20 protein-coding genes are annotated in these 26,323 nt (G+C 59.5%); 18 read left to right on the top strand and 2 right to left on the bottom strand.

Annotation, left to right across the window (positions count from 1 at the left end; genetic code table 11):
* Positions 1 to 226: 226 nt before the first annotated feature.
* The 11 genes from HBO09_RS17775 to HBO09_RS17825 all read left to right on the top strand — a co-directional run bounded on the left by HBO09_RS17775 (position 227) and on the right by HBO09_RS17825 (position 15,863).
* Complete coding sequence (locus HBO09_RS17775) at positions 227 to 1,057, top strand: hypothetical protein (protein WP_169995549.1); 831 nt, start codon at positions 227 to 229, stop codon at positions 1,055 to 1,057.
* A 241-nt stretch (positions 1,058 to 1,298) separates the two neighbouring features.
* Positions 1,299 to 1,793 carry a DUF4019 domain-containing protein gene (locus HBO09_RS17780; RefSeq protein WP_169995547.1) on the top strand — a complete coding sequence of 165 codons (495 nt, stop codon included), beginning with the start codon at positions 1,299 to 1,301 and terminating at the stop codon, positions 1,791 to 1,793.
* 96 nt (positions 1,794 to 1,889) lie between these two features.
* Positions 1,890 to 2,615, top strand: a complete 726-nt coding sequence (locus HBO09_RS17785) for a molecular chaperone (RefSeq protein ID WP_169995545.1) — start codon at positions 1,890 to 1,892, stop codon at positions 2,613 to 2,615.
* Positions 2,616 to 2,638: 23 nt separating this feature from the next.
* Positions 2,639 to 3,625, top strand: coding sequence for a fimbrial protein (locus tag HBO09_RS17790; protein ID WP_169995543.1), 987 nt, complete (start codon positions 2,639 to 2,641; stop codon positions 3,623 to 3,625).
* A 64-nt stretch (positions 3,626 to 3,689) separates the two neighbouring features.
* Positions 3,690 to 6,500 carry an ATP-binding protein gene (locus HBO09_RS17795; RefSeq protein ID WP_169995541.1) on the top strand — a complete coding sequence of 937 codons (2,811 nt, stop codon included), beginning with the start codon at positions 3,690 to 3,692 and terminating at the stop codon, positions 6,498 to 6,500.
* On the top strand, positions 6,487 to 7,680 hold the full coding sequence (locus tag HBO09_RS17800; protein WP_169995539.1) for an EAL domain-containing protein: 1,194 nt from the start codon (positions 6,487 to 6,489) through the stop codon (positions 7,678 to 7,680). Before HBO09_RS17795 ends, HBO09_RS17800 begins: the two co-directional genes overlap by 14 nt.
* Before the next feature lie 82 nt (positions 7,681 to 7,762).
* On the top strand, positions 7,763 to 10,945 hold the full coding sequence (locus tag HBO09_RS17805; RefSeq protein WP_169995537.1) for a hybrid sensor histidine kinase/response regulator: 3,183 nt from the start codon (positions 7,763 to 7,765) through the stop codon (positions 10,943 to 10,945).
* Positions 10,946 to 10,985: 40 nt separating this feature from the next.
* Positions 10,986 to 11,633 carry a response regulator gene (locus tag HBO09_RS17810; RefSeq protein WP_169995535.1) on the top strand — a complete coding sequence of 216 codons (648 nt, stop codon included), beginning with the start codon at positions 10,986 to 10,988 and terminating at the stop codon, positions 11,631 to 11,633.
* 157 nt (positions 11,634 to 11,790) lie between these two features.
* Complete coding sequence (locus HBO09_RS17815; protein WP_169995533.1) at positions 11,791 to 12,387, top strand: fimbrial protein; 597 nt, start codon at positions 11,791 to 11,793, stop codon at positions 12,385 to 12,387.
* 73 nt (positions 12,388 to 12,460) lie between these two features.
* Positions 12,461 to 13,207 (top strand): molecular chaperone, encoded by a 747-nt coding sequence (locus HBO09_RS17820; protein ID WP_169995531.1) that lies wholly within the window; start codon positions 12,461 to 12,463, stop codon positions 13,205 to 13,207.
* Positions 13,208 to 13,397: 190 nt separating this feature from the next.
* Complete coding sequence (locus tag HBO09_RS17825) at positions 13,398 to 15,863, top strand: fimbria/pilus outer membrane usher protein (protein ID WP_346266438.1); 2,466 nt, start codon at positions 13,398 to 13,400, stop codon at positions 15,861 to 15,863.
* Positions 15,864 to 16,351: 488 nt separating this feature from the next.
* Here HBO09_RS17825 and HBO09_RS17830 read toward each other — a convergent pair whose 3' ends face one another.
* Positions 16,352 to 17,266, bottom strand: coding sequence for a tyrosine-type recombinase/integrase (locus HBO09_RS17830; protein WP_159907665.1), 915 nt, complete (start codon positions 17,264 to 17,266; stop codon positions 16,352 to 16,354).
* 108 nt (positions 17,267 to 17,374) lie between these two features.
* Positions 17,375 to 18,175, bottom strand: coding sequence for a hypothetical protein (locus HBO09_RS17835; protein ID WP_169995527.1), 801 nt, complete (start codon positions 18,173 to 18,175; stop codon positions 17,375 to 17,377).
* Positions 18,176 to 18,627: 452 nt separating this feature from the next.
* Here HBO09_RS17835 and arnC point away from each other — a divergent pair, with 452 nt between their 5' ends.
* The 7 genes from arnC to HBO09_RS17870 are packed head-to-tail and all read left to right on the top strand — an operon-like array spanning position 18,628 to position 26,322.
* Positions 18,628 to 19,662, top strand: a complete 1,035-nt coding sequence (arnC, locus tag HBO09_RS17840; protein ID WP_169995525.1) for an undecaprenyl-phosphate 4-deoxy-4-formamido-L-arabinose transferase — start codon at positions 18,628 to 18,630, stop codon at positions 19,660 to 19,662.
* Positions 19,659 to 21,662, top strand: a complete 2,004-nt coding sequence (arnA, locus tag HBO09_RS17845; RefSeq protein ID WP_169995522.1) for a bifunctional UDP-4-amino-4-deoxy-L-arabinose formyltransferase/UDP-glucuronic acid oxidase ArnA — start codon at positions 19,659 to 19,661, stop codon at positions 21,660 to 21,662. The genes arnC and arnA overlap by 4 nt, the downstream gene beginning before the upstream one ends.
* Positions 21,662 to 22,546: a 4-deoxy-4-formamido-L-arabinose-phosphoundecaprenol deformylase gene (gene arnD / locus HBO09_RS17850; RefSeq protein ID WP_169995520.1), complete on the top strand. Its 885-nt coding sequence runs from the start codon at positions 21,662 to 21,664 to the stop codon at positions 22,544 to 22,546. Before arnA ends, arnD begins: the two co-directional genes overlap by 1 nt.
* Positions 22,543 to 24,198, top strand: a complete 1,656-nt coding sequence (arnT, locus tag HBO09_RS17855) for a lipid IV(A) 4-amino-4-deoxy-L-arabinosyltransferase (protein WP_169995518.1) — start codon at positions 22,543 to 22,545, stop codon at positions 24,196 to 24,198. The genes arnD and arnT overlap by 4 nt, the downstream gene beginning before the upstream one ends.
* Positions 24,195 to 24,542, top strand: a complete 348-nt coding sequence (gene arnE, locus HBO09_RS17860; RefSeq protein WP_169995516.1) for a 4-amino-4-deoxy-L-arabinose-phosphoundecaprenol flippase subunit ArnE — start codon at positions 24,195 to 24,197, stop codon at positions 24,540 to 24,542. The genes arnT and arnE overlap by 4 nt, the downstream gene beginning before the upstream one ends.
* Positions 24,539 to 24,952, top strand: a complete 414-nt coding sequence (arnF, locus tag HBO09_RS17865; RefSeq protein ID WP_169995514.1) for a 4-amino-4-deoxy-L-arabinose-phosphoundecaprenol flippase subunit ArnF — start codon at positions 24,539 to 24,541, stop codon at positions 24,950 to 24,952. The genes arnE and arnF overlap by 4 nt, the downstream gene beginning before the upstream one ends.
* Positions 24,949 to 26,322, top strand: coding sequence for a UDP-glucose/GDP-mannose dehydrogenase family protein (locus HBO09_RS17870; RefSeq protein WP_169995512.1), 1,374 nt, complete (start codon positions 24,949 to 24,951; stop codon positions 26,320 to 26,322). The genes arnF and HBO09_RS17870 overlap by 4 nt, the downstream gene beginning before the upstream one ends.
* The last annotated feature ends 1 nt before the right edge of the window (position 26,323 follow it).

Raw genomic sequence — 26,323 nt, forward strand, 5'->3', positions numbered from 1 at the left:
ATAGTGTCTGTTATCCGCCTCGCAGACATTTCTTATGCCCGAACTCAGCGTACTGGTACTTGAAGACCAGCCCTTTCAAAGACTCATTGAAGCGGTGCTGGCCGCCCCCCAAACGCACAACTTCAAGGCGGTGATTTCTCAAGCAGCATGACTATTTCGGCTTATTACTATTAACCCCAGGATTCGGGCGCACCATCACAACCGCTGTGTTTGAAGCAGAGAAAAAATGAAATACATTCCTACTCTACTGTTATTACTCATTACGAGTCCCGCGCACGCAAGCTTGTATGTAGAATTCTACCAAAACAAATATTCAATTAGAGGAAACGTCTCCGAAGGCAAATATTTAGTTTATATGGAGAGTCGAAATAGCATCAAGTATGGGTCTCGTATTAATTGGCCCACCAAAGATGGTGTATGGGCCTTCCCGACTTACAAACGGATTCATGATGTCTACAGTATAGATCCAATTTATCTGGCTCCACCGCTGATAAATACACCATCGTATGTACAACAAGCAGACGTCTATTTAAACATATTATCTATCGATCAGTTATTTAGAGGGATCCACCTACCAAACATTGATACCACAGCGCTTGAAGAAGTGGGCCTTCACATTTGCGACTACAAGGTCAAGATATCATCCTGGAAGTGCAAAGGTGCCAAAGCGGGTTCAGGGCTCATCGAAACGCCAACCCCACCAAAGCCGCCACTAAGTTGCAGTATTAGCGGTTCTATTGAGCTACGCCACGGCAATATCACATTAAGCAATGTTGCTAATAATCGTGCGGTCACCACTGCCTATGTGACCTGCAATCGCGCAGCTAACGTGAGTGTTGCGATCGCTCCAAACATGGCAGGCCGCATCAAACTCAATGGCGTTGAAGGGCTTTACTCAGTGCTGTCAGTCGAAGGCGTGGGCTCTGGCCGCTCCTACAGCTTTTCTGCAGGAACCGGCTACAGATCACTCACCTTCGCATCCGTACTGGAGACTAACGGCAACGCGAGCGCAGGCGACTTCAGAGGCAGCGCCAGTGTGGTACTGACTTTCCCTTGATAATGATGAGGTGGAGCTACCCTACTCCTTTATTATGCTTTTCAAATATAACTAAACTAAATAGTCATTTAGTTTAGTTATATTTGTGGGCAGGAGGATCCTATCCTGCCGCTGCAGATCGCCTATAACCGCCCCAGCTCACCACGGCGGCGATATCGGGTTTTTAACCCGGCCCATGGCAACTCTTCCAAAGCTCATCTTTACTCGTCCCAACGGATGACGGCGCTTCTGGAGGTTTTGCATGAAGCTGTTGGCGATTGTGCTGTGCAGTATCGTATTGCTAGGCGGTTGCGATATCAGTTTCAACAAGAGCACACCCAAGGTCATGGCATCCGACCCGGGAACACCGCAACAGCAACAGCAGGTATTTGATGCTGCCCTGGTGTTTCTGGAGTTACTGGATGCGGGTAAAGCCGAGATGACCTGGCCAGTCGTCAGTCCGGTGCTGCAAGCGAAAACCTCCGAACGGGTGTGGGTCAACGGACTCAAGGCCCTGCGCCTTGGCTTGGGTGTACTGCAGAAACGCGAGCCGGCAGCCATTGGCTTTATCGAGCAGATGCCTGATGCGCCCGCCGGGAAATACGCGCTTATCGAGTTCGCCTCGACGTTCTCCACCACCACGGTCAAGGAAAAGGTGGTATTTCGCAACGATGACCAGCACTGGAGTGTGGTGGGGTATTTCTTTAACAAGAGCGTTACTTTCGGTGGTGACAAGCAGAAAGCGCCCCAGCCCTGAGCCTGCAATTCTCCCTTTTAAGAATCGCCTGAGAGAATCCCCGGCACCCACCTCCTAACATGCCCCCCGAAGCCACTCCGAAAGCTACGGGCCCTCATGTCACCTCTCAACCATTTGCCATTGTGCCGCTCCCTGCTCTGGATCAGCGCGCTGGTTATCGTGCTGCTGGCCTTGGCGCCGTGCGCGCAGGCGGCGGTCAAGATTGAAGGCACGCGCCTGATTTACTTCGGCCAATATAAAGAAGCCAGCATCAATATCGTCAATCAGTCCCCCAGTGAATTGGTGGTGCAAAGCTGGGTCACTGGCGAGAACGATGACGGAACCCTGCCGGTGCCCTTCGCCGTGGTTCAGCCGCTGGTTCGATTGGATGCTCAACAACACCACCTGCTGCGCATTCTGTACGCCGGCGAAGGCTTGCCCGGCGACGTGGAATCGATGTTCCTGCTCAACGTCATGGAAATCCCGCTGAAACCGGAAGCCGCCGACAGCGTGCAATTTGCCGTGCGCCAGCGGCTCAAGCTGTTCTATCGCCCGCCTGGGCTTGCGGGAAGCTCGTCCGAGGCCGTGCAGCAATTGGTGTGGAGCCGCGCCGATGAGCAATCGGTAACCGTCACCAATCCAAGCGCGTTTCATCTGTCCCTGGTGGATGTGCAGAGCGATTCCGACGGCCAGGTTCAGGCGTTGGATGACTACGTATTGCTCAAGCCCGGTGAACGCAAAGTCTTCACCACCAAGGCCCCCATCAGCGCCGGGAGCCAAATCAACTTTACCGAAATCACCGATATCGGCTTGCAGGCCCGCCATCGTGCGGCCCTCAAGTGATAGATCGCGGGGAATACCGACCTATGTCACCTCTTAAATACTTGCTCGTAGCCACCCTGTTTGCCTGCGCCGCCCTCCCCGCTACCAGCTACGCGCTGGCCTGCCGGGTGGACGGTAGCGGCTCGGTCGCCGACACCGCCCCCCTGGGTACCGCATTGGCGGTGGCGGCCGATGCGCCAGATGGCACGATTATCTGGGAGTCGGGCCCACGCTCGGTCAATGTGATTTGCAAGGACGACTTTAACCATGGGCGCGAGGAAGTGTATTTCTACTTGAACCCGGCAAGCGTCAGCATCGGCCAGGGTATTCGCGCCGGGATTCGCTATAACTCGGTGCCCATCACCCAAAGCAGCGGCAAGTACGGCACTGGGTTCTACTCCGACCGCGGTTGCACCCTGTCAAATTGCGTGGGTTGGGACAAGGCCCGGTTCACCCTCAACTTCAGCGTGTTTATCGAGAAATTTGGTACCACCCCGCAAAACGGCCAGGCCAGTACCCTGTCGCAATACCGGGTGTTTCAACTGGACGGTATTACCGGTCTCAACAACCGCCCCAACAGCAACCTCAACTACATCGTGACCGGCGTGAACGACATCCGCTTCGTGCCTTGCACCCCCGACCTGACGATAACGCCCAATGTGGTGAGCTTCCCCAAGCCCTCGCGCAAGGCGCAGATCGGCGAAGTGGCGAGCACCGCTGCCTTCAGCTTGAGCCTGCGTAAAGCCTGCGATACCCCGTATACGGTGAGCGCACGCTTCGCCACCACCCCGGGCGGCGGTAACGTGATCAATGGCTTGTTGGTGCCCACCAATAACAGCTCCGTGGGCATCGCGTTGTCCTGGGACTATACGAACCAGAACCTACCCTTCAATGAGTGGTTCCCCCTGGCCCAGATGAAGGGTGCCAACCAAACCACTCGCCAAGACTTCAGGGCTGACTTGAAGTGGCGCACCCTGCCCGTTCCCGGCGCGTTCGATGCTGCGGTCGTGGTCGATATGTTCTACAAGTAAGTGCGCGGCGGCTTTTAAGGATCGTCTTATGCCCAGGCACTGGGTGGCCGATTAAAATCCGCCTATGCGATTTAAAAGTTATCTGCTGCAGATTAATCCCGTCCTGTCCCGTCCCGAAGCAGCCAGAAGGCTGCTTCGTCTTTTCGCCGCCGTTTTACTGGTCGGCATCTTGAGCGGTGTCTATACGTTCCTGCTCTCCACCTTCAACAATGACATCTCCCAGCGGCGTGGCTATATGAGTAGCGCCATTGCCGAGGCCCACACGTTCTTCACCACCCGTGAAGCGCTGCTCGAAAGCCTGAGCCTGTCAGCGGTACGCAAATCCACCCAGGCCAAGACCCAGGTTTACCCAGCCTCCAGCGAAGAGCAGCGCCTGCTGCTGGGCAACACACCAAGCCACCAGTGGAGCATCTGGCTGACCTCGCGCATGCGCAGTTACCTGAAGACCAAGCAGGTCAACCTGCTCTACGTGACCGCCGGCCCCAATCCGCAACTGACCCGGCTCTACGACTCGACGCAGCAGGTACTGCCGTTTTCCAAGTGCATGCTCAACCGCCTCAGGACGTTGAAGAAGTCCAATCCATTGGACCCCGGTGAACTCTGGCTCAGTGACCAGACCGAAGGGCACTCCCATCTCTACCTGTTCATTTTGCTGGATGAGCGCGACCCCGACTCCGGCTGGCTGGGCCTGGAGATGGAAAGCCAAGAGGTCTCCACGACCCTCAATGACCAGAGTGCGGGCGAATTTATGATGCTCAACTCCCAGGGCATGCTGGTGTTTACCAATAGCCATGACCCACGGCAGGACCAGTCCCTGCTCAAGCCCAAGGGCGAGAATTTTTTCGGCTTTGTCGGCGATGGCCTGGTGCCGGATCACCTGGTGATCCGCAAGCAACTGAAATCTTCGGACTGGCAACTGATGTACACGATCAACCTGCGCGATGTGGTGCGGGGGTTATGGCGTGAGTTGCTCGGGTCGCTGGTGTTTTGCCTGTTCAGCGTAACGTTGATCTGGCTGCTGATGCGCCGGGTCAATCAACGCTTCATCATTCCGTCAATCAATAGCATCCAGGCGCTGATTGAAAGCGAAGCCTTCGGGCGCGACGTGATCCAGACCGCGCCGGTGGCCTTGTGCGTGCTGCGTCGCACCGACGGCCAAGTGGTGCTGGAAAACACCCTGGCCCAGCAGTGGCTGGGGACCGGCCTGGAGCGTGAAACACTGTGCGCCGGCTGGATCCATAAGGCATTCGATGGTGCGCCCTCCGGGCATTGTGACTACTTCGAGACCCTCGACGGCCGCCACCTTTACCTCAGCAGCGCGCCCACCCGCTATAGAGGTGAGGACGTACTGTTTTGTGCATTCAGCGACATCAGTACGCGCAAACAAGTGGAAGCGGCCCTGGAAGAAGCCCGGCAGTCAGCTGACGCAGCAAATGCCGCGAAAACCCTGTTCCTGGCGACCATGAGTCACGAAATCCGTACACCGCTGTACGGTGTGTTGGGCACCCTGGAATTGTTGGCCCGTACCAGCCTCGATGCCCAGCAAAAAGACTATCTGCATGCCATAGAGGGTTCTTCGGCCACCTTGCTGCAACTGATCTGCGATGTGCTGGATGTGTCGAAGATCGAGGCGGGGCAATTGGCGCTGGAACTGAGCGAGTTCTCGCCCCTGGACCTGGTCAATGAAATCATCCAAGGCTACGCCGCGGCAGCAATGGGCAAGGGTTTGCAGCTCTACGCCTGCTTTGACCCCAAGTTACCCGAACGGCTGATGGGCGATGTCACCCGCCTGCGGCAGATCCTCAACAACCTATTGAGCAACGCGGTGAAATTCACCGACTACGGGCGCGTGGTGCTACGGGTCAAGTTGCTCGACCGCGACGACGAGCGCTCCAGCGTGTTGTGGCAAGTGTCCGACACCGGCAAAGGCATTGCCCAGGAAGACCAGGCGATGATTTTCGAGCCGTTCTATCAAAGCGAAGGCAACACCAACGTCGTGGCCGGCACCGGGCTTGGTCTGCCGATTTGCCAGCGCCTGACGCAATTGATGAATGGGCATATCCGCATGGTCAGCGAACTGGGCCTGGGCAGCAGTTTCAGCCTGACCCTGCCCCTCGAAGTGGCGCCCTGCGCGCCCATGGGCAGCTTGCTCGCAGAGACGGTTTACGTGGTTTCGCCGATTCCCGAACTCGCTCAATCCATCAGCGGTTGGTTGCGTCGCTGGGGCGCCCGGGCCCAGACCGGCCAACCCACCCACCCCGACGGCCAACTGTTGCTAGAGCTGCATCCCGGCGCCATCGAACAGCCCCTGATGCCCGACTGGCCCGGACCCGTGATCCTGGTCAGTGGCAACAGCAGCAATGGCCAGCACGCCGAGACCGGTGCGTGGCACGCCAACCTCAACCAATTGAGCGCGATTCACCAGGCGGTCAGCCAGGCTCAAGGATTGTGGGTCGCCCGGGTCGATGAGCAGGTGCAAACGCGCGAACTGCGCAAGCTCGACCTGCATGTGCTGGTGGCCGAGGACAACGTTATCAATCAACTGATTTTGCGTGACCAGCTTGAGGAGCTGGGTTGCACCGTGGAGTTGGCCTGCGATGGTCATGAAGCGCTGCAGTTGTGCAAGGCCTCCAACTTCGATGTGGTACTGACGGATGTGAATATGCCCAGAGTCAACGGCTATGAATTAGCCAGGCAGTTGCGCAGCCAAGGTTGCGCGCTGCCCATCATCGGCGCAACCGCCAACGCCATGCGCGGCGAGGCCGACTTGTGCCTGGCCGCCGGAATGAACCATTGCCTGGTCAAACCCTTTGCGTTGCGGGCCCTCTTCAACTATCTGGAGCCCTACACACGGATCCCCCATGAAGCCCTATAGTATTTTGATCGTCGAGGACCATCCCCTGCAGCACCTGTACCTGCAGAACCTGCTCAATGAATTGGGCGACTTTATGCTGGAGTCCGCCCAGGATGGGAACGAGGCACTGGAGCGATTGCGACAGCGTGATTTCGATCTGGTGCTGACCGATCTGCTGATGCCGGGCATGGACGGTGTGCAATTTATCCAAAGCCTGGCGACCCTGCGCTGCAAGCCTGCCCTGGCCATCATGAGTGCCGCCTCCCGGCGTATGTTGATGGCGGCCAGCCTGGTGGCGAAAAATCTCGATGTAAAAGTCATTGGGCTGATTTCCAAGCCAGTCGCGGCCGACGCTTTGCGCAGCCTGGTCAGCCAGCTCAACCACAAGGATCGCAGCCCTTCCCCTCCGCCCGCCGCGACGCCTGCGATTGACCGGCATACCCTCCTCCAGGCCATCGGCAACGGGCAGATCCAGGCCTGGTTCCAACCCAAAAAATCCCTGGCCAACGGCCGGATCGTCGCCGCTGAAGCGCTGGTGCGTTGGATGCACCCCGAGCAAGGGTTGATGTTGCCCGCCGCGTTTTTACCGGCAATCAAGACCTTTGACCTGGAGGAGCGCCTGTTATGGCTGGTGCTCAAACAGGCGATCCATGCCCAGGAACGCTGGCGCCAGCGCGGGTATGAGGTTCCGGTATCGATCAACTTACCGACCCATCTGCTCAATAGCCATGACTTGGCAGACCGCCTGCTGGAGTTTGTCCTGGACCACCAAGGCATCCCGGGGATGATCTGCTTCGAGCTGATGGAATGCTCGGTGCCCCAGGACATCAGCAACTTCTATGCCGGCGCTTGCCGCCTGCGCATCAAGGGTTTCGGCCTGTCCCAGGACGATTTCGGCAAAGGCTACAGCTCCTACCTGAACCTGGTCTCGACCCCGTTTACCGAGCTCAAGATTGACCAGGCGTTGGTGCAAGGTTGCCACGATAACGAAGGTATGACGTCGGCCCTGGCCAGCATCATCGCACTGGGCCGCAAACTGGGGCTGACCGTGGTTGCCGAAGGTGTGGAAACGCCCCAGCAACTGGCGATGCTACGCAAAATCGATTGCACCCAGGTGCAGGGTTTTCTGATCTCCCACGCGGTCTCGTCAGAACAATTTCAGCAATTGTTGAACAATGATGGCCCTGCGATATCTCATTAGCCCACGGCCCGGATTTGTCTAACCTGTATAAGGAGTAAACTTCATCCAGCGCCGATTTCTCATCCGCCTGCGAAAACCATCAATGAAGCACAACAACGCGATCCTGGAAGCATTCACCCGCAGCTCACTGCGCTTGAACAAAGGGCTCATGGGGGTGCTCGGCGTCGCGTTTTTGCTGGCAGGCACCAGTTATTGGGCGCTGCAGCGGATCGTCGATGAACAGTACGCCGCCGTGGGGTTTCATTTTGCCCGGCTGATGGAAAACATCCAGGAACAGGAAACCTTTCTCCGGATCCTGGCGCAGCCGGCTATCCAACGGGAACTGATCAGCTACAAAAACACCCAGGCTAGCCTTCAGAGCCAACGCCTGGACATGCACGACACCCTCTATGAAGGTCGCGAGTTCGCCTTTTCGGTGCCCTTCAGTGTGCGGTTCGAGGCGCAACGGGTCACGCCTGGCGAACAGCAGAAGATCTTTGCCCTTGGGGTGCACCTGGCCAGCTACTACAGCGCTTTCTGGTCATCGTCGCCTTACGCATCGCCCCACGTCTTTATCCTCAACCGTCTGGTCAACTACCACATTGCGGTGCCTGCGGTCGGCTACCAGCGTGGCGGCAAAACCCCGTTCAATGGCCCCACGGCCGAACAGGCCGACGCTGTGCAGCAAAGGCTTGAGCAGTTGCCCCGGGTGGATGACCGACTTTACTGGGAAGCCTTCACCCCCTCCGGGAAGGCCCCTGCGACTCCGCAGTTATTGGCGTATATCGGCGTAACCCTGAACCCTCAGGTAATACGCGCGGGTCAAGGCAATAACCAGGTGGTGGTTGCCACTTTGCTGGATATGGCGCACGTCAACGATGTGGAACGCACCATGGAGTCGTCCATCTACGATCGGTTCAGCCTGATCTCCCCTGGCGGGCAGACGCTGACGGGGCCCCAGGTTCTGGCGTCGTCCCTTAGCGAAGGGCTGAATCTGCGCACCAGCGGCCTGGAGTTCAAAATGACCGGCAATGGCGAGTCGCAGTGGACTGCGATTTATGGGGTCAGCTACAAACATTTCTTCCGCTATGCCGTGTGGCCGCTGACCAGCCTCGCGCTGTTTCTCTGTGCAGTGCTGGCCATCGTCTGGGCGGGCACTCGCTGGTACCGCAAGCAAGTGATTCGTCCGGCGCGCCAGGCCCATGAGCGTATTGCCGAAAGCGTAGCGTTCAGTCGGGTGATTATCGACACCGCGCCTACCGGTCTGTGTGTGGTGGGCCGCGCCGATGGCCAGGTATTGATTGAGAACCAGCGCGCCCAACAATGGCCAGGCACCGCCAGGTTGGTGGCGGCCCTCAGCCGTGTCCACGACAGCGCCGACAGTGGCGAAACCCACCTGGAAATCGAAGGCCGGCACCTGCAGGTCGGCTTTGTCTCGACCCGTTATCAAGGCCAGGATGTGCGGCTTTATGCGTTCAACGACGTCACCCGGCATATTGAGGATGCCTTGGCCCTGGAAGATGCCCGGCGCGCCGCCGATGCGGCCAATGAAGCCAAGACGCTGTTCCTGGCAACCATGAGCCATGAAATCCGCACACCTTTGTACGGTGTGCTCGGCACCCTGGAGCTGCTTGGGCTGACGGCCCTGGACCCGCGCCAGAAAACCTACCTGCACACCATCCAACGCTCATCTGCCACGTTGTTCCAACTGATCAGTGATGTGCTCGACGTGTCTAAAATCGAATCCGGGCAGATGGCAATCGAATCCATCGAGTTTTGCCCGCTGGACATGCTCGAAGACACCTTGCACACCTACGCCGCCTTTGCTCAGCGCAAGGGCCTGCAACTGTATGGCTGCATCGATGCGCAGTTGCCGGACTGCGTGGTCGGCGACCCGATGCGTATCCGCCAGATTCTCAACAACCTGGTAAGCAACGCGCTCAAATTTACCGACATAGGGCGCGTGGTGATTCGCGCCCGGGCGCTTCGCCGAGGGGCCGATAGCGTGGATCTGGAGTGGCAAGTGACCGACTCTGGCGTGGGCATCAGCCAGGCGCAGCAAGCCAAGCTGTTCGACTTGTTCTACCAGGCTCCGGACACCGCCGGCCAAGGCGGCGCCGGGCTGGGCCTGCCGATTTGCCGCTGGCTCGCCGAGATGATGGACGGCCAGATCAAGGTCGTCAGCGAACCTGGCCTGGGTAGCAGTTTCACCCTGAAGATGAGCTTGCCGTTAGGCCGGGGGGAGTTGCCGGGGCTGACGCCTCTTGAACCGAGCACTACGCCGGTGTATGTGCAGGCGCCGGTGCGCGAGCTGGCAGAGTCGCTGTGCGCCTGGCTCGGCCGCCTGGGTATCCAGGCCTCAGTGGCAGGGCTGCCCCTGGCCCAACAGAGTCTGCAGGCCGTGCTGGTGGATATGTTGCCCGCAGGCCCGCCATTGGCCTGGGCCGGGCCGCGGGTATTGTGTGTGCCGGGAGCGCACAGCCCACCGCTGCATACTGTCAAAGGCTGGGAAGTGGATATACATGATGTACGTGCCATTGCCTCGGTGGTCTCGCTGGCGCAGCAGGGTAAGCGGGAGGCCGTGCAGCACGCCGAACAACAGAGCGCCGGGCAGTTGCAACTGCGCATTCTGGTCGCCGAGGACAATCCGGTGAACCAGGCCATCATCCAGGAGCAACTGGAAGCGCTGGGCTGCACCGTAACCTTGGCAGACAATGGCGAGCAGGCCATGCACCTGTGGCAACCCCAGGCTTTCGACCTGGTGCTGACGGACGTCAACATGCCGTTGATGAATGGCTACGAACTGGCCCGCACCCTCAGGGAGCACGACCCTCAGTTGCCGATCATCGGTGTCACCGCCAATGCCATGCGCGAAGAAGGCGTGCGTTGCCTGGCAGTCGGGATGAATGCGTGGCTGGTCAAGCCCTTGAGCCTGCAAACCCTGCGCGCGCAATTGATCAAGCTGTGCAAGCCGACGATACGCGTCTTGCCTGCGGTGATCGACACGGTGCAGATGTCGGAAAAAATGCGCCCACTGTTTGTCAGCAGCGTGCAGCACGATCTGCAGCGCATCAGCGCCGCACTTGAACAACGCGATTGCCGGCGCCTGGCCGAAACCTTGCACTCAGTGGCCGGCGCCTTGGGGGCGGTGCAAGCGCTGGATCTGGCCCAGGCGTGTATCGAATTGGAAAGCCAGTTGGCCTGCGGCCGGCTCAACCCCGCGCTGGAGATGCGCATAAACCAGGTCAGCAGTAGACTTTCAGCCTTGCTCAGCGTGCAGCCATGAGCCTTTCTCACTTACAGAACCAGCATTACGGGCACCCCCTATGAAAACATTCACTGTGGTTATTGCGGACGATCACCCCATCGTGCTCCTGGGGGTGCGAGAGCTCGTCGAGCGAGACGCGCGCTTTCAAGTGGTTGGCGAAGCGATCTGTTCGGCGGGCCTTATAGGGTTACTTGAGCAGCAGCCCGTCGACATCGTGATTACCGATTACAATATGCCCGGCGATTCACCCTACGGCGATGGTTTGAAACTGGTGGAATACCTTAAGCGGCATTTCCCCCAGGTGCAGATTCTGATCCTGACCATGATCTCCAATCATCTGATCCTGACCCGCCTGCAAGAGATGGGGGTGGTGGGCGTCATCCAGAAAAGCCAGTTGCATACCGAAATCCAGCTTGCCCTCAAGTCAATTGCGCAACAGGCGTTGTATCGCAGCCTGGAGCCGGCCAAAACTTCGGTTGTCGAGTCGATGACCGCGATCGATGAGCGTTTCTCGACCCTATCGCCGAAGGAATTCGAGATATTGCGTTTGTTTATTTCAGGCAGAAGTGTCAGTGATATAGCGCGCAGCCAGAATAGAAGCTCAAAGACTATCAGTGCGCAAAAGATTTCCGCCATGCGCAAACTTGAAGTTGGCAGTGATCAGGACTTGTTAACTTATTGCCTGGCGCAAAACATCTTCAACTAGTCCGCGTTTAGTTCGCGCTTATCAAGCATTTCCGCCTTTAACCAATTCACCCTGCAGTGCTTTATAAGAATCGTCTTATTCTCTCTAAGGCACAGAATCACTATTGTTCGTTGGCAGTTTCAACCCCTTTCTACAACCAACACTAACGGACATCATCATGAAGAAGTTTTCCCTGGCCCTTATCGCTGTGTCAGTTATTGCTAGCGCCAGTGCATTTGCCGAAGGCACGTCGACCCCTACCCTGGGCGGCAGCGGCAAAATCACCTTCACCGGCGTGATCAACAACGACGCTTGTTCGGTTGACGGTGCCAACGCCGCTCGCGAGATCTCGGTAGACATGGGCTCGGTCTCGATCAAAGACATGGGCACCGCTGAAAACCCGGCTGCGGGACGCGTGACAGCCAAGGACTTCAACCTCAGCATTAACTGCAACAAGGGCACCAAAGTGGCGATGATCTTTGACGCCAACAGCGGCGGCTCGGGCCTGGTCACTGGTAAAAAGGTCCTCGCTCTGACTCCGGGTAACGGCAGCGCAAGCAACGTCGGTATCGCCCTGCTCGACAGCAAAGGCGCACTGATCGACCTCAGCTCTGCGGCGACCGCGCGCATCGAAAGCGGCATTCACGGCCAAGGTACCGAAGGCGGTGACGCAACCTTGAGCTTTGCCGCAGCCTACGTCACCACCGGTGCAGCCGGCGCCTCCACGGCTGGTCGCGGTGATGCCACCCTGCCGTTCATCCTGCAATACGAATAAACCCCACGCGTCACCTGACACATGCGGGGCCTTCGGGCCTCGCCCTTCATCCGACCACCAAACGGTAGACATCATGTTGCCTCGTTCCATTGCCGCAGGCCTGGGGCTGTTGACTCTGCTTGTGGCCACTCAGGTCGCCGCCAGCATTTCATTGAGTTCCACCCGTATCGTCTTCGATGGCGATCATAAGGAAGCCAATATCACCGTGCGTAACGGCAATCAGGATGTATTGATTCAATCCTGGGTCGACGCCAGTGATGCCCAAGCCAATGCAGCTCCCTTCGCCGTGACCCCGCCGTTGGCGCGGATATTTGCCAAGGAGCAGCAACTGCTGCGCATTCTCTACGAGGGTGCAGGCATGCCGACGGATCGTGAGTCAGTGGTTTGGCTCAATGTGCAGGAAATCCCGCAGGCCGCTACCACCGAAAACACCTTGCAGTTGGCGGTACGCCAGCGCATCAAGATTTTTTTCCGCCCCGCCGGTTTGCCAGGCAGTGCCTTGGCGGCCCCCACGCAACTGGAGTGGCAACTGGTCAAGCGCGGCGCAGAGTCGTTGCTGACGGTAAAAAACCCGACCCTGTATCACGTATCCATGGCCGATATAAAACTTCAGGCCGGGCAACAATCGGAACTGGCTAGCGACTCGACAATGATTGCGCCGGGCGCCGAAAAACAGTTCAGCGTTAAACAGCTGAAAGGCCACGATACATTGCAGCTGTCTTTTTCCAGTATTAACGACTATGGCGCACAAGATAAATACAGTGCGCAACTTTCGACGCGCATCACGGCCAAGGCCACTGAGACGCGTATCAGGCAATAAGTATTCCCGTCAATTCCTCAGGTTCGATTCGAGTGCGTACTCGCGTGCCTCGCCTATCCGATAAACAGAGATGATATAGGTTCTTTGCATGTTTTTTCTTTTAGGCAGCAGGCCCAATCATTACCTATCTAGCGAGCGCACGTTACGCGCGTACTCAACTTGCACTTCACTCAAGTTGAGTACGCTGTCACTGGCCATTCTTGTCGGCTCGCCCGCTTGGGCCGTTGCCGATGAACCGTCCCTGAAAATGTTCAACACCACCTTTTTGCAGGGCGCACAATCGTCGGTAGACCTGCAGCAACTGCTGTCGGCCAACAGTGTGCTGCCCGGTAACTACCGGGTTGACCTGTACAGCAACGAAGTGCTGGTAGGCCGTCGCGATATCGACTTCAAGCGCGACCCACAGACCGGCCGGGTCGATGCGTGCCTGACCCTGGACTTGCTCAAGCAACTGGGGATCGACCTGACCCTCTTGCAAGCCCAAGGCAAGCTCGATTCCAGCCGACCCCAGGACTGCTACGACCTACCGACGCTGATCGACCAGGCCACCCTGCGCTATGACGCCAGTCGCTTGCGCCTGGCGGCGAGCATTCCACAGGTCGCGATGCAACGGGGTATACGCGGCTATGTCGACCCAGAGCTTTGGGACGATGGCGTGCCTGCGGCGTTTATCAACTATCAACTCAACAGCAGCCGCACAGGTGGTGACTACGAGACGCGCATCAACAACAACCTGGGGCTGCGCAACGGCATCAACCTGGGCGCGTGGCGCTTGCGTAACGAATCGAACCTGAGCAGCGGCACCGGGCGGCCGAGCACTTTCACCAGCAACCGCAGCTATGTGCAGCATGACGTGACGGCGCTCAAGGGCCAGTTCAGTGCTGGTGAGATCTTTTCCGATACCGACCTGTTCGACAGCGTGCGATACCGAGGCCTGAAGCTGGCGTCCGATGAAGGCATGCGCGCCGACAGCGAGCGCGGTTATGCGCCGGTGATTCGGGGCGTGGCGCAGACCAACGCCACGGTAGAAATCCGCCAGAACGACTACATCCTCTACACCGCCAACGTCGCGCCCGGGCCTTTCGAAATCAACGACATCTACCCCAGCGGTTCGAACGGCGACCTGGAAATCACCATCATCGAGGCCGACGGTCGTCGTCGTGTAACCACGCAGGCGTTCTCCAGCCTGCCGATCATGGTGCGTGAAGGCCAGGTCAAGTACAGCGTGTCGGCCGGTAAATTCAGCAGCAATGCTGAAGGTTTGGCGAGCCCGCAGTTTGTCAGCAGCACCCTCGCCTACGGCGTTACCAGCAACCTGAGCGCGATTGCCGGCCTGCAAGTCAGCGAAGACTACAAGGCGCTCTCCCTGGGTATCGGCAGGAACACATCCCTGGGCGCCGTGTCGATGGACGTCACTCACTCCTCGAGCGCCGCCCAAGGGCAAACGACCCAGGGCAACAGCGTGCGTGCGTTGTATGCCAAGACCTTTGCGGGCACCGACACCAACTTCACCCTGGCCGCCTATCGTTATTCGACCGAGGGGTACCGCACCCTGACCGACCACGTCGAGGACACCAGTGAAGGTGCCGTCAAGCGTACGGGCAACTCGAAAACCCGTACCGACCTGACGATCAACCAAAGCATCGGGCGCAACCGCGAGTTCGGTAGCCTCTACTTAAACGCCAGCGACCAGCGCTATTGGAACCGCGGCGGCTCCCAAAGCTTTTCGGCTGGGTACAACAACAACTGGGGCGATCTGAGCTACAACCTGGGCGTGACCCGCACCAAGCAGATTGTCAGTTGGGGTGCACCCGACTCCGACACGCAGTTCAACCTGTCTTTTTCGTTCCCCCTGGGCAGTCAGCCCCGGGCACCGCGCGCATTCGTCACCACGAGCACGCAGCGAGGCGACACCAGCACCCAGGCAGGTATCAACGGCTATGTGGCCGATACCAGCGATGTGTTCTATTCGGTCCAGGCCGGCCATAGCCGAACGGGTGGCCAATCGGGATCGGCCAACATTAACAGCCGCACGTCCATGGCCGATATCAGCCTGGGGTATAGCCAGGGCCGTGGGTATGACGCACAGAACCTTAACGTTGCCGGCTCGGTGGTGGCGCACGCCGGTGGTATCAACCTGGGGCAGACCGTCAGCGAAACCTTTGCCTTGGTCCAGGTGCCGGGCATCAGCGGGGCTAAAGTCAGCAGCTACAGCGGGGTTGAAACCGGGCGCAACGGCTATGCCGTCGTGCCCTCGGCACAGCCTTATCGGGTGAACTGGATCAGCCTCGACACCCGTGACCTGGGCGGTGATGTTGAAATCACCCAGGCCACGCAGCAGTTGGTGCCGCGCCGCGGTGCGGTGGTATTGGCCCGCTACAGCGGCAAAACCGGGCGGCGCGTGCTGTTTGAACTGTTTGATGCACAGCACCAGCCCATGGCGTTCGGCGCCTCACTGGAAGATGCCAGCGGCAAGCAGTTGGCCATCGCCGATCCCAGCGGCAATGCCTTGGTACTGGTCGAAGAGGACCAGGGCAGCCTGACGATCAAGTGGGGTGATAAGCAATGCACTGCGCCGTATGCATTGCCCGAACAAAACAAGGCGCTGAACTACGAGCGCCAGGCATTGGTGTGCCACAGCGCTCAAGGTCTTTAAAAAGCAGCTTTTGGCTCATGGTTAAGTGGGAACGCTGTGGCAGAACTGGGTGAAGCTATTGGGGCGGCTTCGCCACCCAGCGCGGGGCAAGCCCGCTCGCCACAAAAAGCTAGCGGTCTTCAACAGGTTTCAGACTGCTAAAGCTCCCCTTGTGGCGAGGGGGCTTGTCCCCCGATGGGCTGCGCAGCAGCCCCAAAACCAGCTACCTCGGTGTACCTGGCCGAACGGGGTGAGGCTATTGGGGCGGCTTCGCCACCCAGCGCGGGGCAAGCCCGCTCGCCACAAAAAGCTAGCGGTCTTCAACATGTTTCAGACTGCTAAAGCTCCCCTTGTGGCGAGGGGGCTTGTCCCCCGATGGGCTGCGCAGCAGCCCCAAAACCAACCACCTCGGTGTTCCTGGCCGAACGGGGTGAGGCTATTGGGGCGGCTTCGCCACCCAGCGCGGGGCAAGCCCGCTCGCCACAAGGGGTGTGTTCGCTCTCCAGCGATCAAAGATCAAACCGATCAATCGCCCGCCGCCGCTCGTTATCATCACGCACGTCATAGCTGGCAGTGGTCTGGATATTGGTGTGGTGCGCCAGTTTCTGCGCAATCGACAAGTCATGCTCCTCGATCACCCGGGTAATAAACGAGCGCCGGAAATCATGGGGCATGATTTTTACGCCCACTTGTTCGCCACGTTGGCGGGCGATGTAGTAAATCGCATGTTTGGTAATGCGTTCGCGGGTGATATGGCTGCCCCGGCGGATGCGGTTGAACAGGAAACTATCGTCCTGCTCCCCTTCCTTTAAGTGCTCGCGGCGAAACTCCAGCCAGGCCTGCAACTTGGCAAACGCCCAGGCGGGCGCGTACTTGATCAACTCTTTATTGCCCTTGCCCATCACCCTCAGGCTGCGTTCTGCAAAGTTCACCTGGGCCAGGTCGAGGTTGACCGACTCTGACTTGCGCATCCCCGAGCCATACAGGATCCCGATCACGGCCGCATCCCTTAGGCCTTGTGGCCTTGGATCGGCGGCGCAGACGTCCATCAACTCGCGGATCAAGGTGCGGCGCAGGTTGCGCCCCTGGCTCAAGCGCGTGCCGGCGGTGGCTTTGACCGAGCGCATCTTCAGCAGATGCTCCTGGCTGATGAGGCTAATGCGCCAGGCTTCGTTCATCACCCCGCGCACGGCGTTGACGTACAGCGATGACGTGTTGGGCGCGTACCCGTCTTCACGCAACACGGCGACCAAGGCCATCACGTGTTCCGGTTGCAGCAGGTGCCAGTCGATATCTTCCAGGTTGATCTCTTCGAAACCCAGGCGGTCGGCAGCATCTTGCAGCACGTAGCGCATGGTCAGTTGGCTGGAAGGCGCCAGGCGCGCGAGATACAGGGTCAGGGGATTGCGGGAAATCTCGGTCAAAATAGATCAGCCTTGAGATTAAATATCGAGACTAAGCCTATGTTTAATCTCGATATTTAGTGGTTTGGCGAGCGCCGAGTCTAACGCAGGTCGGCGCTGCATACCAAACTAGGGCTCATCCTCGGCCGGTGCCGGGCTTTGCTGCTGGCTCCAGTCGGCGTCCTGTTTTTGCATCAGCGCAAACCACTGCTGGCGCATGAAAACCAACAGCTTGGCGGGCGCCTTGGCGAAGTCTTGCTCGTCGGTGTAGCAGCCTGGCAAAGGCAGGTCGGTGCCCTGCTCCTTGTATTGACTGACCAACGCCTGCTGCCCGGCAACGCTGCAATCGGTGGGCAGCGGCATACCGCGCAGTGCGCCGGCCTCTTCGTCCCACCAACTGGCACCATAGCGGTCAACACCGCGCAGCCCGTATTTGTGTGACTTGCCGATGTGCATGATCAGCTTGAACTCACGGGGGCTGACATCGCTGGTGCACGTGCGCGCGTAGCCCACGGTCACTTGGCTCAGGCCGTCACCCAGCAGGTCGGTGACGCGGGTCGCGGTGTTATCGAAGTGCAGGCTGGCGTCGAATTCGCAGCGCTGCACATCGTCATGCAGCATCCACAGGCGCTTGGGGCGATCCCCCTCCAACAGATACTGGGCGGCATAGATGGACGCCGACTGCGTACCGTCATCATCGCGCTCGCCGGCTTCCTGTTCGGCCAATACCAGCAGGTTGCGGCCCTGCCGATCGTCCCAGCTATATGCTGCCACCTGCTTGCCCCGGACCTCGACCCCGAGCGGAACCTGGTCCAGCGGCGTCAGCCGTACCTCCTCGGCCGCCGCAGCTGTTTGCGCGACCCCGAGCGTCATCCACACCAACATCAAGACCGACCGTAACTGGCCGCGTAAAAACTGCACGCTATTCATCCGACTACCCAGGCAAGAGACCGCTTACTTTACCGGGACTGGCAGGGGGATGCAGAGAAGATTCTGCAGGCACGATGAATTAAAAAAACGGGTTAATTCAACGTGAATACGCACTAAGGCACTTACAGATACTGACTACAGTGCAAACAGTTATCGTTTGTCTGCGCTCCTATTGTCTAGCTGAACACTAGCTGTCTGCCCACCAAATAAACGAGTTTTTCATCTGCCTTTCATATTCGCTGGACACATTTGCGCTTAATCTTGCTCGCATTACTTGGCGAAAGACGCGCTTTGCTGACTAACCCTTTGATAATGCTTTACCTTTGGCCGTTATGGGCTTTACTCAGGGTGGCTCTGCACGCGGCTCTTTTTTATTGAGTCGCCCGCACTTTCATCCGCTGCTTGTTGTCATCTCTGCGCTCAAAGTTGTTCTAACCCGAGGTCATGAATCTTTGAAACCCTATCCTATTCATTGCGTGTCGATCGTTATCCCGGTCTACAACGAAGAACAGAGCTTGCCCGAATTGCTGCGTCGTACTCGTGCTGCGTGCAAGCAATTGGCCTATGAGTACGAAATCATCCTGGTGGACGACGGCAGCCGTGACAGTTCCGCCCAATTGCTGGAAGACGCGGCAAGCGAGCAAGGCAGCCATGTGGTAGCGGTGATCCTGAACCGCAACTACGGCCAGCACGCGGCAATCATGGCCGGTTTCGAACAATGCCGTGGCGAGGTGGTGATTACCCTCGACGCCGACCTGCAAAACCCACCCGAAGAGATTCCACGCCTGGTCGAGCAAGCCGCCCTGGGCTACGACGTGGTCGCCACCGTGCGCAACAACCGCCAGGACTCGGCCTTCCGCCGCTGGCCTTCGCGTCTGATCAACCTGGCCGTGCAGCGCTCCACCGGGGTGGCCATGACCGATTACGGCTGCATGCTGCGTGCTTACCGGCGCACCATCGTCGACGCCATGCTCGCCTGCCGTGAACGCAGTACCTTTATTCCGATCCTGGCCAACGGCTTTGCGCGCCATACCACCGAGATCCCGGTCCACCACGCCGAGCGCGAACACGGCGAATCCAAATACAGCCCCATGCGCCTGATCAGCCTGATGTTCGACCTGCTGACCTGCATGACCACCACGCCCCTGCGCCTGCTGTCCATCGTCGGCTTCAGCCTGGCGGCCCTGGGCATGCTGTTTGCGTTCGCCCTGATCGTCATGCGCCTGGCCTTTGGTGCCGATTGGGCCGGCGATGGCCTGTTCGTGCTGTTCGCCGTGCTGTTTGTGTTTACCGGCGGCCAGTTCATCGGCATGGGCCTGCTGGGCGAGTACCTGGGGCGCATGTACAGCGATGTGCGCGCCCGCCCACGCTTTTTTATTGAAAAGGTGCTGCGCAATGAGCCAGCAGCGCCCGCGCCGGTGGTCATTGTCGATGGCCTGCCCTCCTCCCAGTCTTCCACTTCACCTTCCAATCAGGTTCCGTCATGAGTTCAAAAGCTGTTGTCTTCGCTTACCACGACATTGGCTGTGCAGGCATTGAAGCCCTGCTTGCTACGGGTTACGACATTGCGGCAGTGTTCACCCATGCCGACGACCCCAAAGAAACCACCTTCTACGGCTCGGTCGCCCAGTTGTGCGCACGCCACGGCATCCCGGTGCACGCGCCGGAAGACGCCAACCATCCACTGTGGGTCGAGCGTGTCGCCAAGCTGAACCCAGACTTCATCTTCTCGTTCTACTACCGCAACCTGCTGGGCGAGGCGCTGTTGGCCACCGCACGCCAGGGCGCATTCAACCTGCACGGCTCGCTGCTGCCCAAATACCGTGGCCGCGCGCCGGCCAATTGGGTGCTGGTCAATGGCGAAACCGAAACCGGCGTGACCCTGCACCGCATGGTCAAGCGTGCCGATGCTGGCGCGATTCTCGCCCAGCAAAAGGTCATGATCGAGCGCAGCGACACCGGTCTGACCCTCCACGCCAAGCTGCGCGAGGCGGCCACCCAGTTGCTGCGCGATGCGCTGCCGCAACTGGCCCAAGGCAAGCTGAGCGAAACCGCCCAGGACGAAAGCCAGGCCACCTGCTTTGGCCGCCGCACCGCCGCAGACGGCAAGCTGGTGTGGAGCAAGCCCGCAGAAGAGCTGTTCAACCTGGTGCGCGCCGTGACCCAGCCGTACCCTGGTGCTTTCTGTGCCGTGGGCGAGCACAAGCTAATCGTGTGGCAAGCCGAGGTGGTCCAGGGCAACGAAGGCCAGGCGCCCGGCCGCGTGATCAGCGTCAACCCGCTGCGCATTGCCTGCGGTGAAGATTCCCTGGTGATCAACTTCGGCCAGCGCAATGACCACGGCCTGTACCTCACAGGCCCTGCCCTGGCGGACGAGCTGGGTCTGGTGGATGGCTCGTTGCTGCGTGGCGCCGAGTCGGGCCGCAAGCCACGGCGTACCCGCGTGCTGATCCTGGGCGTCAACGGCTTTATCGGCAATCACCTGTCCGAGCGCCTGTTGCGTGATGATCGCTACGAAGTCTACGGCCTGGATATCGGCTGCGACGCTATCGAGCGCCTGCGCAGCCACCCCAACTTCCATTACGTGGAAGGCGATATCAGCATTCACTCCGAGTGGATCGAGTACCACATCAAGAAATGCGACGTGGTCCTGCCGCTGGTGGCCATCGCCACGCCAATCGAATACACCCGCAACCCGTTGCGCGTGTTCGAGCTGGATTTCGAAGAAAACCTCAAGCTGGTGCGCTACTGCGTCAAGTACAACAAGCGCGTGATTTTCCCGTCGACCTCCGAAGTCTATGGCATGTGCCAGGACCAGAACTTCGACGAAGACACCTCCAACCTGGTGGTGGGGCCGATCAACAAGCAGCGTTGGATCTACTCGGTCTCCAAGCAATTGCTGGACCGGGTGATCTGGGCTTATGGCGCCAAGGGCCTGAATTTCACCCTATTCCGCCCATTCAACTGGATGGGCCCGCGCCTGGATCGCCTGGACTCTGCGCGTATCGGCAGCTCTCGGGCGATCACCCAGTTGATCCTCAACCTGGTGGAAGGTACGCCGATCCGCCTGTTTGATGGCGGCGAACAAAAACGGTGCTTCACCGATATCGCCGACGGCATCGAGGCGCTGGCGCGGATCATCGACAACGATAACGACGCGTGCAACGGCCAGATCATCAACATCGGCAACCCGGACAACGAAGCCAGCATCCGCCAGTTGGGCGAAGAGCTGCTGCGCCAGTTTGAAGCCCACCCGCTGCGTGGCAACTTCCCGCCGTTCGCCGGCTTTCGCGAAGTGGAAAGCAAGGCGTTCTACGGCGCCGGGTATCAGGACGTGGCGCACCGCAAGCCAAGCATTGCCAACGCCAAGCGCCTGCTGAACTGGGAGCCGAGCGTGGAAATGAGCGAAACCATCGGCAACACCCTGGACTTCTTCCTACGTGAAGCGATGCTGGAAATCGCCCAGTCCAACGAAGCAGGCAAATAATGAAGGCAGGTCTGCGCATTGACGTCGACACCTACCGAGGCACCCGTGATGGGGTGCCAAGGTTGCTGGAATTGCTGGATGAGGCCGGCATCAAGGCGACGTTCTTCTTCAGTGTCGGCCCGGACAATATGGGCCGGCATTTGTGGCGCCTGATCCGCCCGCAGTTCCTGTGGAAGATGCTGCGCTCCAACGCGGCCGGGCTATACGGCTGGGACATCCTGCTGGCCGGCACCGCCTGGCCGGGCAAGCCCATTGGCCGCGACCTGGGGCACCTGATGCGCCAGGCCAAGGCCGCCGGGCACGAAGTGGGCCTGCACGCCTGGGATCACCATGGCTGGCAGGCCAACGCCGGGCGTTGGAGCGATGCGCAACTGGTGGAACAGGTACGCCGTGGGCTCGACACCCTGAGGGATATCCTCGGTGCTCCGGTGGAGTGTTCTGCTGCCGCCGGCTGGCGCGCCGACGAGCGTGTGGTGCAGGCCAAGCAAGGCTTTGGCTTGCGCTACAACAGCGATTGTCGCGGCACTAGCCTGTTTCGCCCGACGCTCGCCGACGGCAGTGCCGGCACGCCACAGATCCCGGTGGACTTGCCGACCTTCGACGAGGTGGTTGGGCCACAGGTCGCGGCCAAGGACTTCAACGGCTTCATTCTTGATCGGTTCACCGAATCGACACTCAACGTCTATACGATCCACGCAGAAGTAGAAGGGATTCTGATGGCCAACGAATTTCGCCAGTTGCTCGCCCAGGCAGGGCAGCGCGGCATCCAATTCCAGCCCTTGGGCAACTTATTGCCGGCCGACCCGGCGAGCCTGCCCCAGGCACATCTGACACGCGGCGTACTCGGCGGCCGCGAAGGCTGGCTGGGAGTACAACAGGCATGATCCGACGTTGGGCCCTGCCCCTGCTCCTATTGGTCTTCGGCCTGTGCTACCTGTTGCCGATGGTGACCCATGGCCTGTGGATCCCGGACGAAACCCGCTACGCGCAGATCAGCCAGGAAATGCTGCTGACCGGCAAATGGGCGTCGCCACACTTTATGGGCATCCGTTATTTCGAAAAACCGGCGGCCGGTTACTGGATGATCGCCCTCGGCCAGGCCCTGTTCGGGCAAAACCTATTTGGTGTGCGCGTGGCCTCTGCGCTGGCCACCGGCTTGAGCATCCTTTTGGTCTACTTCATGGCCCGGCGCCTGTGGAATGACCCACGCAAGAGCCTGGTCAGCGCTGTGCTGTACATGAGTTTTGTCAGCGTGGCTTTGTCCGGTGGCTACGCCAACCTCGACCCGCAGTTCAGTTTCTGGGTCAACCTCAGCGGTGTGGCCTTGTGGCTGTGTATCGACAGCCGCAGCCGGCGCGCCCGCCTTGGCGCCTGGGCGTTGCTGGGGTTTGCCTGCGCCATGGGCTTTATGACCAAGGGCTTTTTGGCGTGGCTGCTGCCGGTGCTGGTCGCCCTGCCTTATATGGTCTGGCAAAAACGCTTTCGTGAGTTGCTGACCTATGGTTTGGTCGCGGTGGTGGTGGCAATTGTGGTCAGCCTGCCCTGGGCGCTGATGGTGCATGCCCAGGAGCCCGACTACTGGAACTTCTTTTTCTGGCACGAACACATCCAGCGTTTTGCCGGTGAAGATGCCCAGCACGAAGAAGCCTGGTGGTACTACCTGCCGTTGCTGGCGGCGTTCAGCCTGCCGTGGCTGGCCCTGCTGCCCTCCACCCTGAAACAGGCGTGGCAGGACAAACGCTCCCATAAGACTGGCTTTGTGCTGTTGTGGCTGCTGATGCCCCTGGCGTTTTTCAGCCTGAGCAAGGGCAAACTGCCGGCTTATATCCTACCGTGCCTGCTGCCGCTGGCATTGCTGATGGGCCATACCCTGGCCGACAAACTGGCCCAGGCCCGTGGCCGGGTGTTGCGGATCAATGGCTGGCTCAACCTGATCCTCGGGGTGCTGGGCCTGCTGGCAATCGTGTACTTCCAATTGAAGAAGCCGATCTATGCCCACCAGCAGGAACTGTCGAGCCTGGTGCTGGTGTTTATCGTGCTGCTGGGCTGGATCATCGCCAACCTGCTGCAGGCGGTACGCCCTTTGCGCCTGTGGGCGGCGCCGGCACTGGGCAGTTGGTTGCTGGTGGCCCTGGTGCCAGCGGCGTTGCCGCATTCGGTGGTCAATAACAAGACACCGGACCCGTTCATTAATGATCATGCCCAAGAATTGGCAGGTACCAACCGTTTGCTGAGTAACGACCTGGGCGCAGCGTCAGCCCTGGCGTGGCGGCTCAAGCGCCCGGACGTGACGCTGTACGACGCCCAGGGCGAAGTCAAATACGGCCTGGCCTACCCCGACAGCGCCGAGCGCCGGGTCGACACCACTCAAGTCCAGCAATGGATGACCGAGGCCCGCCAACAGGGTTCGGTGGGCGTGGTGATGCGCGTCAAGGGTGAAAGTGAAGTACGCGAAGTCGAGTTGCTGCCCAAAGATGGCAAACGCTATGAGCAAGGCAACATGGTGATCCTGGTGTTCCCACAGGTGGCGCCGTGATCACCTTGCTGCTGCTTCTGGCCGCGTGCCTGCTGACCTGCATGGGCCAGATCGCACAAAAGTATGCCGTCGAAGGCTGGCGTGAGTTGCCTGCGGGCTGGGCCTTGAAACTGCGCTCGCCCTGGTTGTGGTTGGCCCTGCTGTGCCTGGGTCTGGGCCTGCTGGTGTGGCTGCTGGTGCTGCAACGCCTGGAGGTGGGGATTGCCTACCCGATGCTCAGCCTGAATTTTGTCTTGATCACCCTGGTGGCGCGCTTTGTGTTCCATGAAGCGGTGGATCGCCGCCACTGGCTTGGCGTGGCCCTGGTGATGGCGGGCGTGATGCTGCTGGGAGGTCAGGTATGAGCCGGTTGCGCGGTTTTACCTTGGCCTTATCCAGCGTGGCGCTGGTCAGCGTCGCCCAGTTGGGTATGCGCTGGAGCATGACGCGTCTGCCCTTGCCCGCCGACTGGCTCACTGCGCTCGGCAACGCCACCGTGGATCCGCTGGCGTTGGGCATAGTGGCCATGGCGATTCTGGCCTACGCGCTGTCGATGCTCTGCTGGCTCGGCGCACTGCAGCACCTGCCCCTGGGACGTGCCTATTCGTTGCTGAGTATCAGCTACGTCCTGGTGTACCTGCTGGCGGCCTGTCTGCCGGGCTTCAACGAACCCTTTTCCCTGTCGCGGACCTTGGGGGTGGCACTGGTCATCCTCGGCGTCCTGACAATCAACTCCCGTCGTATTGGCAACACAAGCCCCAGGAATGCCCCATGAAAATCAGCGTATTTGGTAGTGGTTACGTTGGCCTGGTACAGGCCACCGTATTGGCCGAGGTCGGTCACGATGTGATCTGCATGGACGTTGACGAAAACAAGGTGCGCCTGCTGCAACAGGGCCATGTGAGCATTTTCGAGCCAGGGCTTGCCAGCTTGGTCCGGGAAAACCTGGAGAATGGCCGGTTGACCTTTACCAGCGAGGAAAAACTCGCGGTCGAGCATGGCGAAGTGCTGTTTATTGCGGTGGGCACGCCTTCGGACGAAGACGGCTCGGCCGATTTGAAGTACGTGCTGTCGGTGGGCGATGCGGTGGCCCGTCATCGTGTCGAACCGGTGATTCTGGTGGAGAAGTCCACGGTCCCGGTGGGTACCGGCGACACCTTGCGTGCGCATATCGACAAGGCTTTGGCCGGGCGCAGCCTGGTGTTCGATATCGTCTCCAACCCGGAATTCCTCAAGGAAGGCTCTGCGGTGGCCGACTGCCGGCGCCCCGACCGGATCATCATCGGCTGCGAACGCGAAGAGGTGCGCGATACGATGCGCGACCTGTACGCGCCGTTCAACCGCAACCATGACCGCATCATCTTCATGGATGTGCGCAGCGCCGAGCTGACCAAATACGCCGCCAACTGCATGCTGGCCACGAAAATCAGCTTTATCAACCAGATCGCCGAACTGGCCGAGCACTTGGGGGCCGATATCGAGTCGGTGCGCCTGGGCATCGGTGCCGATTCGCGGATCGGCTACCACTTTATCTACCCTGGCTGCGGCTACGGTGGCTCGTGCTTCCCCAAGGACATGCGCGCGCTGATCCACAGCGCCCGCCAAGCCAATTGCTCCAGCGACCTGCTCGAAGCGGTGGAAGCCATCAACCAGCGGCAGAAAAGCAAGCTGTTCGAGCGGATCCGCGCGTTCTACAAAGGCGAATTGCGCGGCAAGACCTTCGCCTTATGGGGCCTGGCCTTCAAGCCCAATACCGACGACATGCGCGACGCGCCGAGCCGGGTGCTGATGGAGTCGCTATGGGCCGCCGGCGCCAACGTGCGCGCCTTCGACCCCGAGGCCATGCAGGAAACCCAGAAACTCTACGGCGATGACCCGCGGCTGATGCTGATGGGCACCCCGGAATCGACCCTGGGCGGGGCCGATGCCTTGATCATCTGCACCGAGTGGCAGCAATTCAAGGCGCCGGACTTCAACCTGCTACACGCACGCCTCAAGGCACCGGTGATCTTTGACGGGCGCAACCTGTATGACGCCGAGCGCCTGGCGCGCAAGGGCTTCCATTACTTCCCCATGGGCCGTGGGCAATCGTGCGACTTGCCGATCCCCCAACAACAGTGGACGCCACAGTTGGCGGAGGCCTGAG

The organism is Pseudomonas sp. WS 5027 (genome assembly GCF_012985695.1).
Classification (GTDB): domain Bacteria; phylum Pseudomonadota; class Gammaproteobacteria; order Pseudomonadales; family Pseudomonadaceae; genus Aquipseudomonas; species Aquipseudomonas hygromyciniae.

Bases quoted from the DNA above. Each gene is read 5' to 3' on its own strand.
- HBO09_RS17775 (WP_169995549.1), top strand. From the start codon at position 227: ATGAAATACATTCCTACTCTACTGTTATTACTCATTACGAGTCCCGCG.
- HBO09_RS17780 (WP_169995547.1), top strand. From the start codon at position 1,299: ATGAAGCTGTTGGCGATTGTGCTGTGCAGTATCGTATTGCTAGGCGGT.
- HBO09_RS17785 (WP_169995545.1), top strand. From the start codon at position 1,890: ATGTCACCTCTCAACCATTTGCCATTGTGCCGCTCCCTGCTCTGGATC.
- HBO09_RS17790 (WP_169995543.1), top strand. From the start codon at position 2,639: ATGTCACCTCTTAAATACTTGCTCGTAGCCACCCTGTTTGCCTGCGCC.
- HBO09_RS17795 (WP_169995541.1), top strand. From the start codon at position 3,690: ATGCGATTTAAAAGTTATCTGCTGCAGATTAATCCCGTCCTGTCCCGT.
- HBO09_RS17800 (WP_169995539.1), top strand. From the start codon at position 6,487: ATGAAGCCCTATAGTATTTTGATCGTCGAGGACCATCCCCTGCAGCAC.
- HBO09_RS17805 (WP_169995537.1), top strand. From the start codon at position 7,763: ATGAAGCACAACAACGCGATCCTGGAAGCATTCACCCGCAGCTCACTG.
- HBO09_RS17810 (WP_169995535.1), top strand. From the start codon at position 10,986: ATGAAAACATTCACTGTGGTTATTGCGGACGATCACCCCATCGTGCTC.
- HBO09_RS17815 (WP_169995533.1), top strand. From the start codon at position 11,791: ATGAAGAAGTTTTCCCTGGCCCTTATCGCTGTGTCAGTTATTGCTAGC.
- HBO09_RS17820 (WP_169995531.1), top strand. From the start codon at position 12,461: ATGTTGCCTCGTTCCATTGCCGCAGGCCTGGGGCTGTTGACTCTGCTT.
- HBO09_RS17835 (WP_169995527.1), bottom strand. From the start codon at position 18,175: ATGAATAGCGTGCAGTTTTTACGCGGCCAGTTACGGTCGGTCTTGATG.
- arnA (WP_169995522.1), top strand. From the start codon at position 19,659: ATGAGTTCAAAAGCTGTTGTCTTCGCTTACCACGACATTGGCTGTGCA.
- arnD (WP_169995520.1), top strand. From the start codon at position 21,662: ATGAAGGCAGGTCTGCGCATTGACGTCGACACCTACCGAGGCACCCGT.
- arnT (WP_169995518.1), top strand. From the start codon at position 22,543: ATGATCCGACGTTGGGCCCTGCCCCTGCTCCTATTGGTCTTCGGCCTG.
- arnF (WP_169995514.1), top strand. From the start codon at position 24,539: ATGAGCCGGTTGCGCGGTTTTACCTTGGCCTTATCCAGCGTGGCGCTG.
- HBO09_RS17870 (WP_169995512.1), top strand. From the start codon at position 24,949: ATGAAAATCAGCGTATTTGGTAGTGGTTACGTTGGCCTGGTACAGGCC.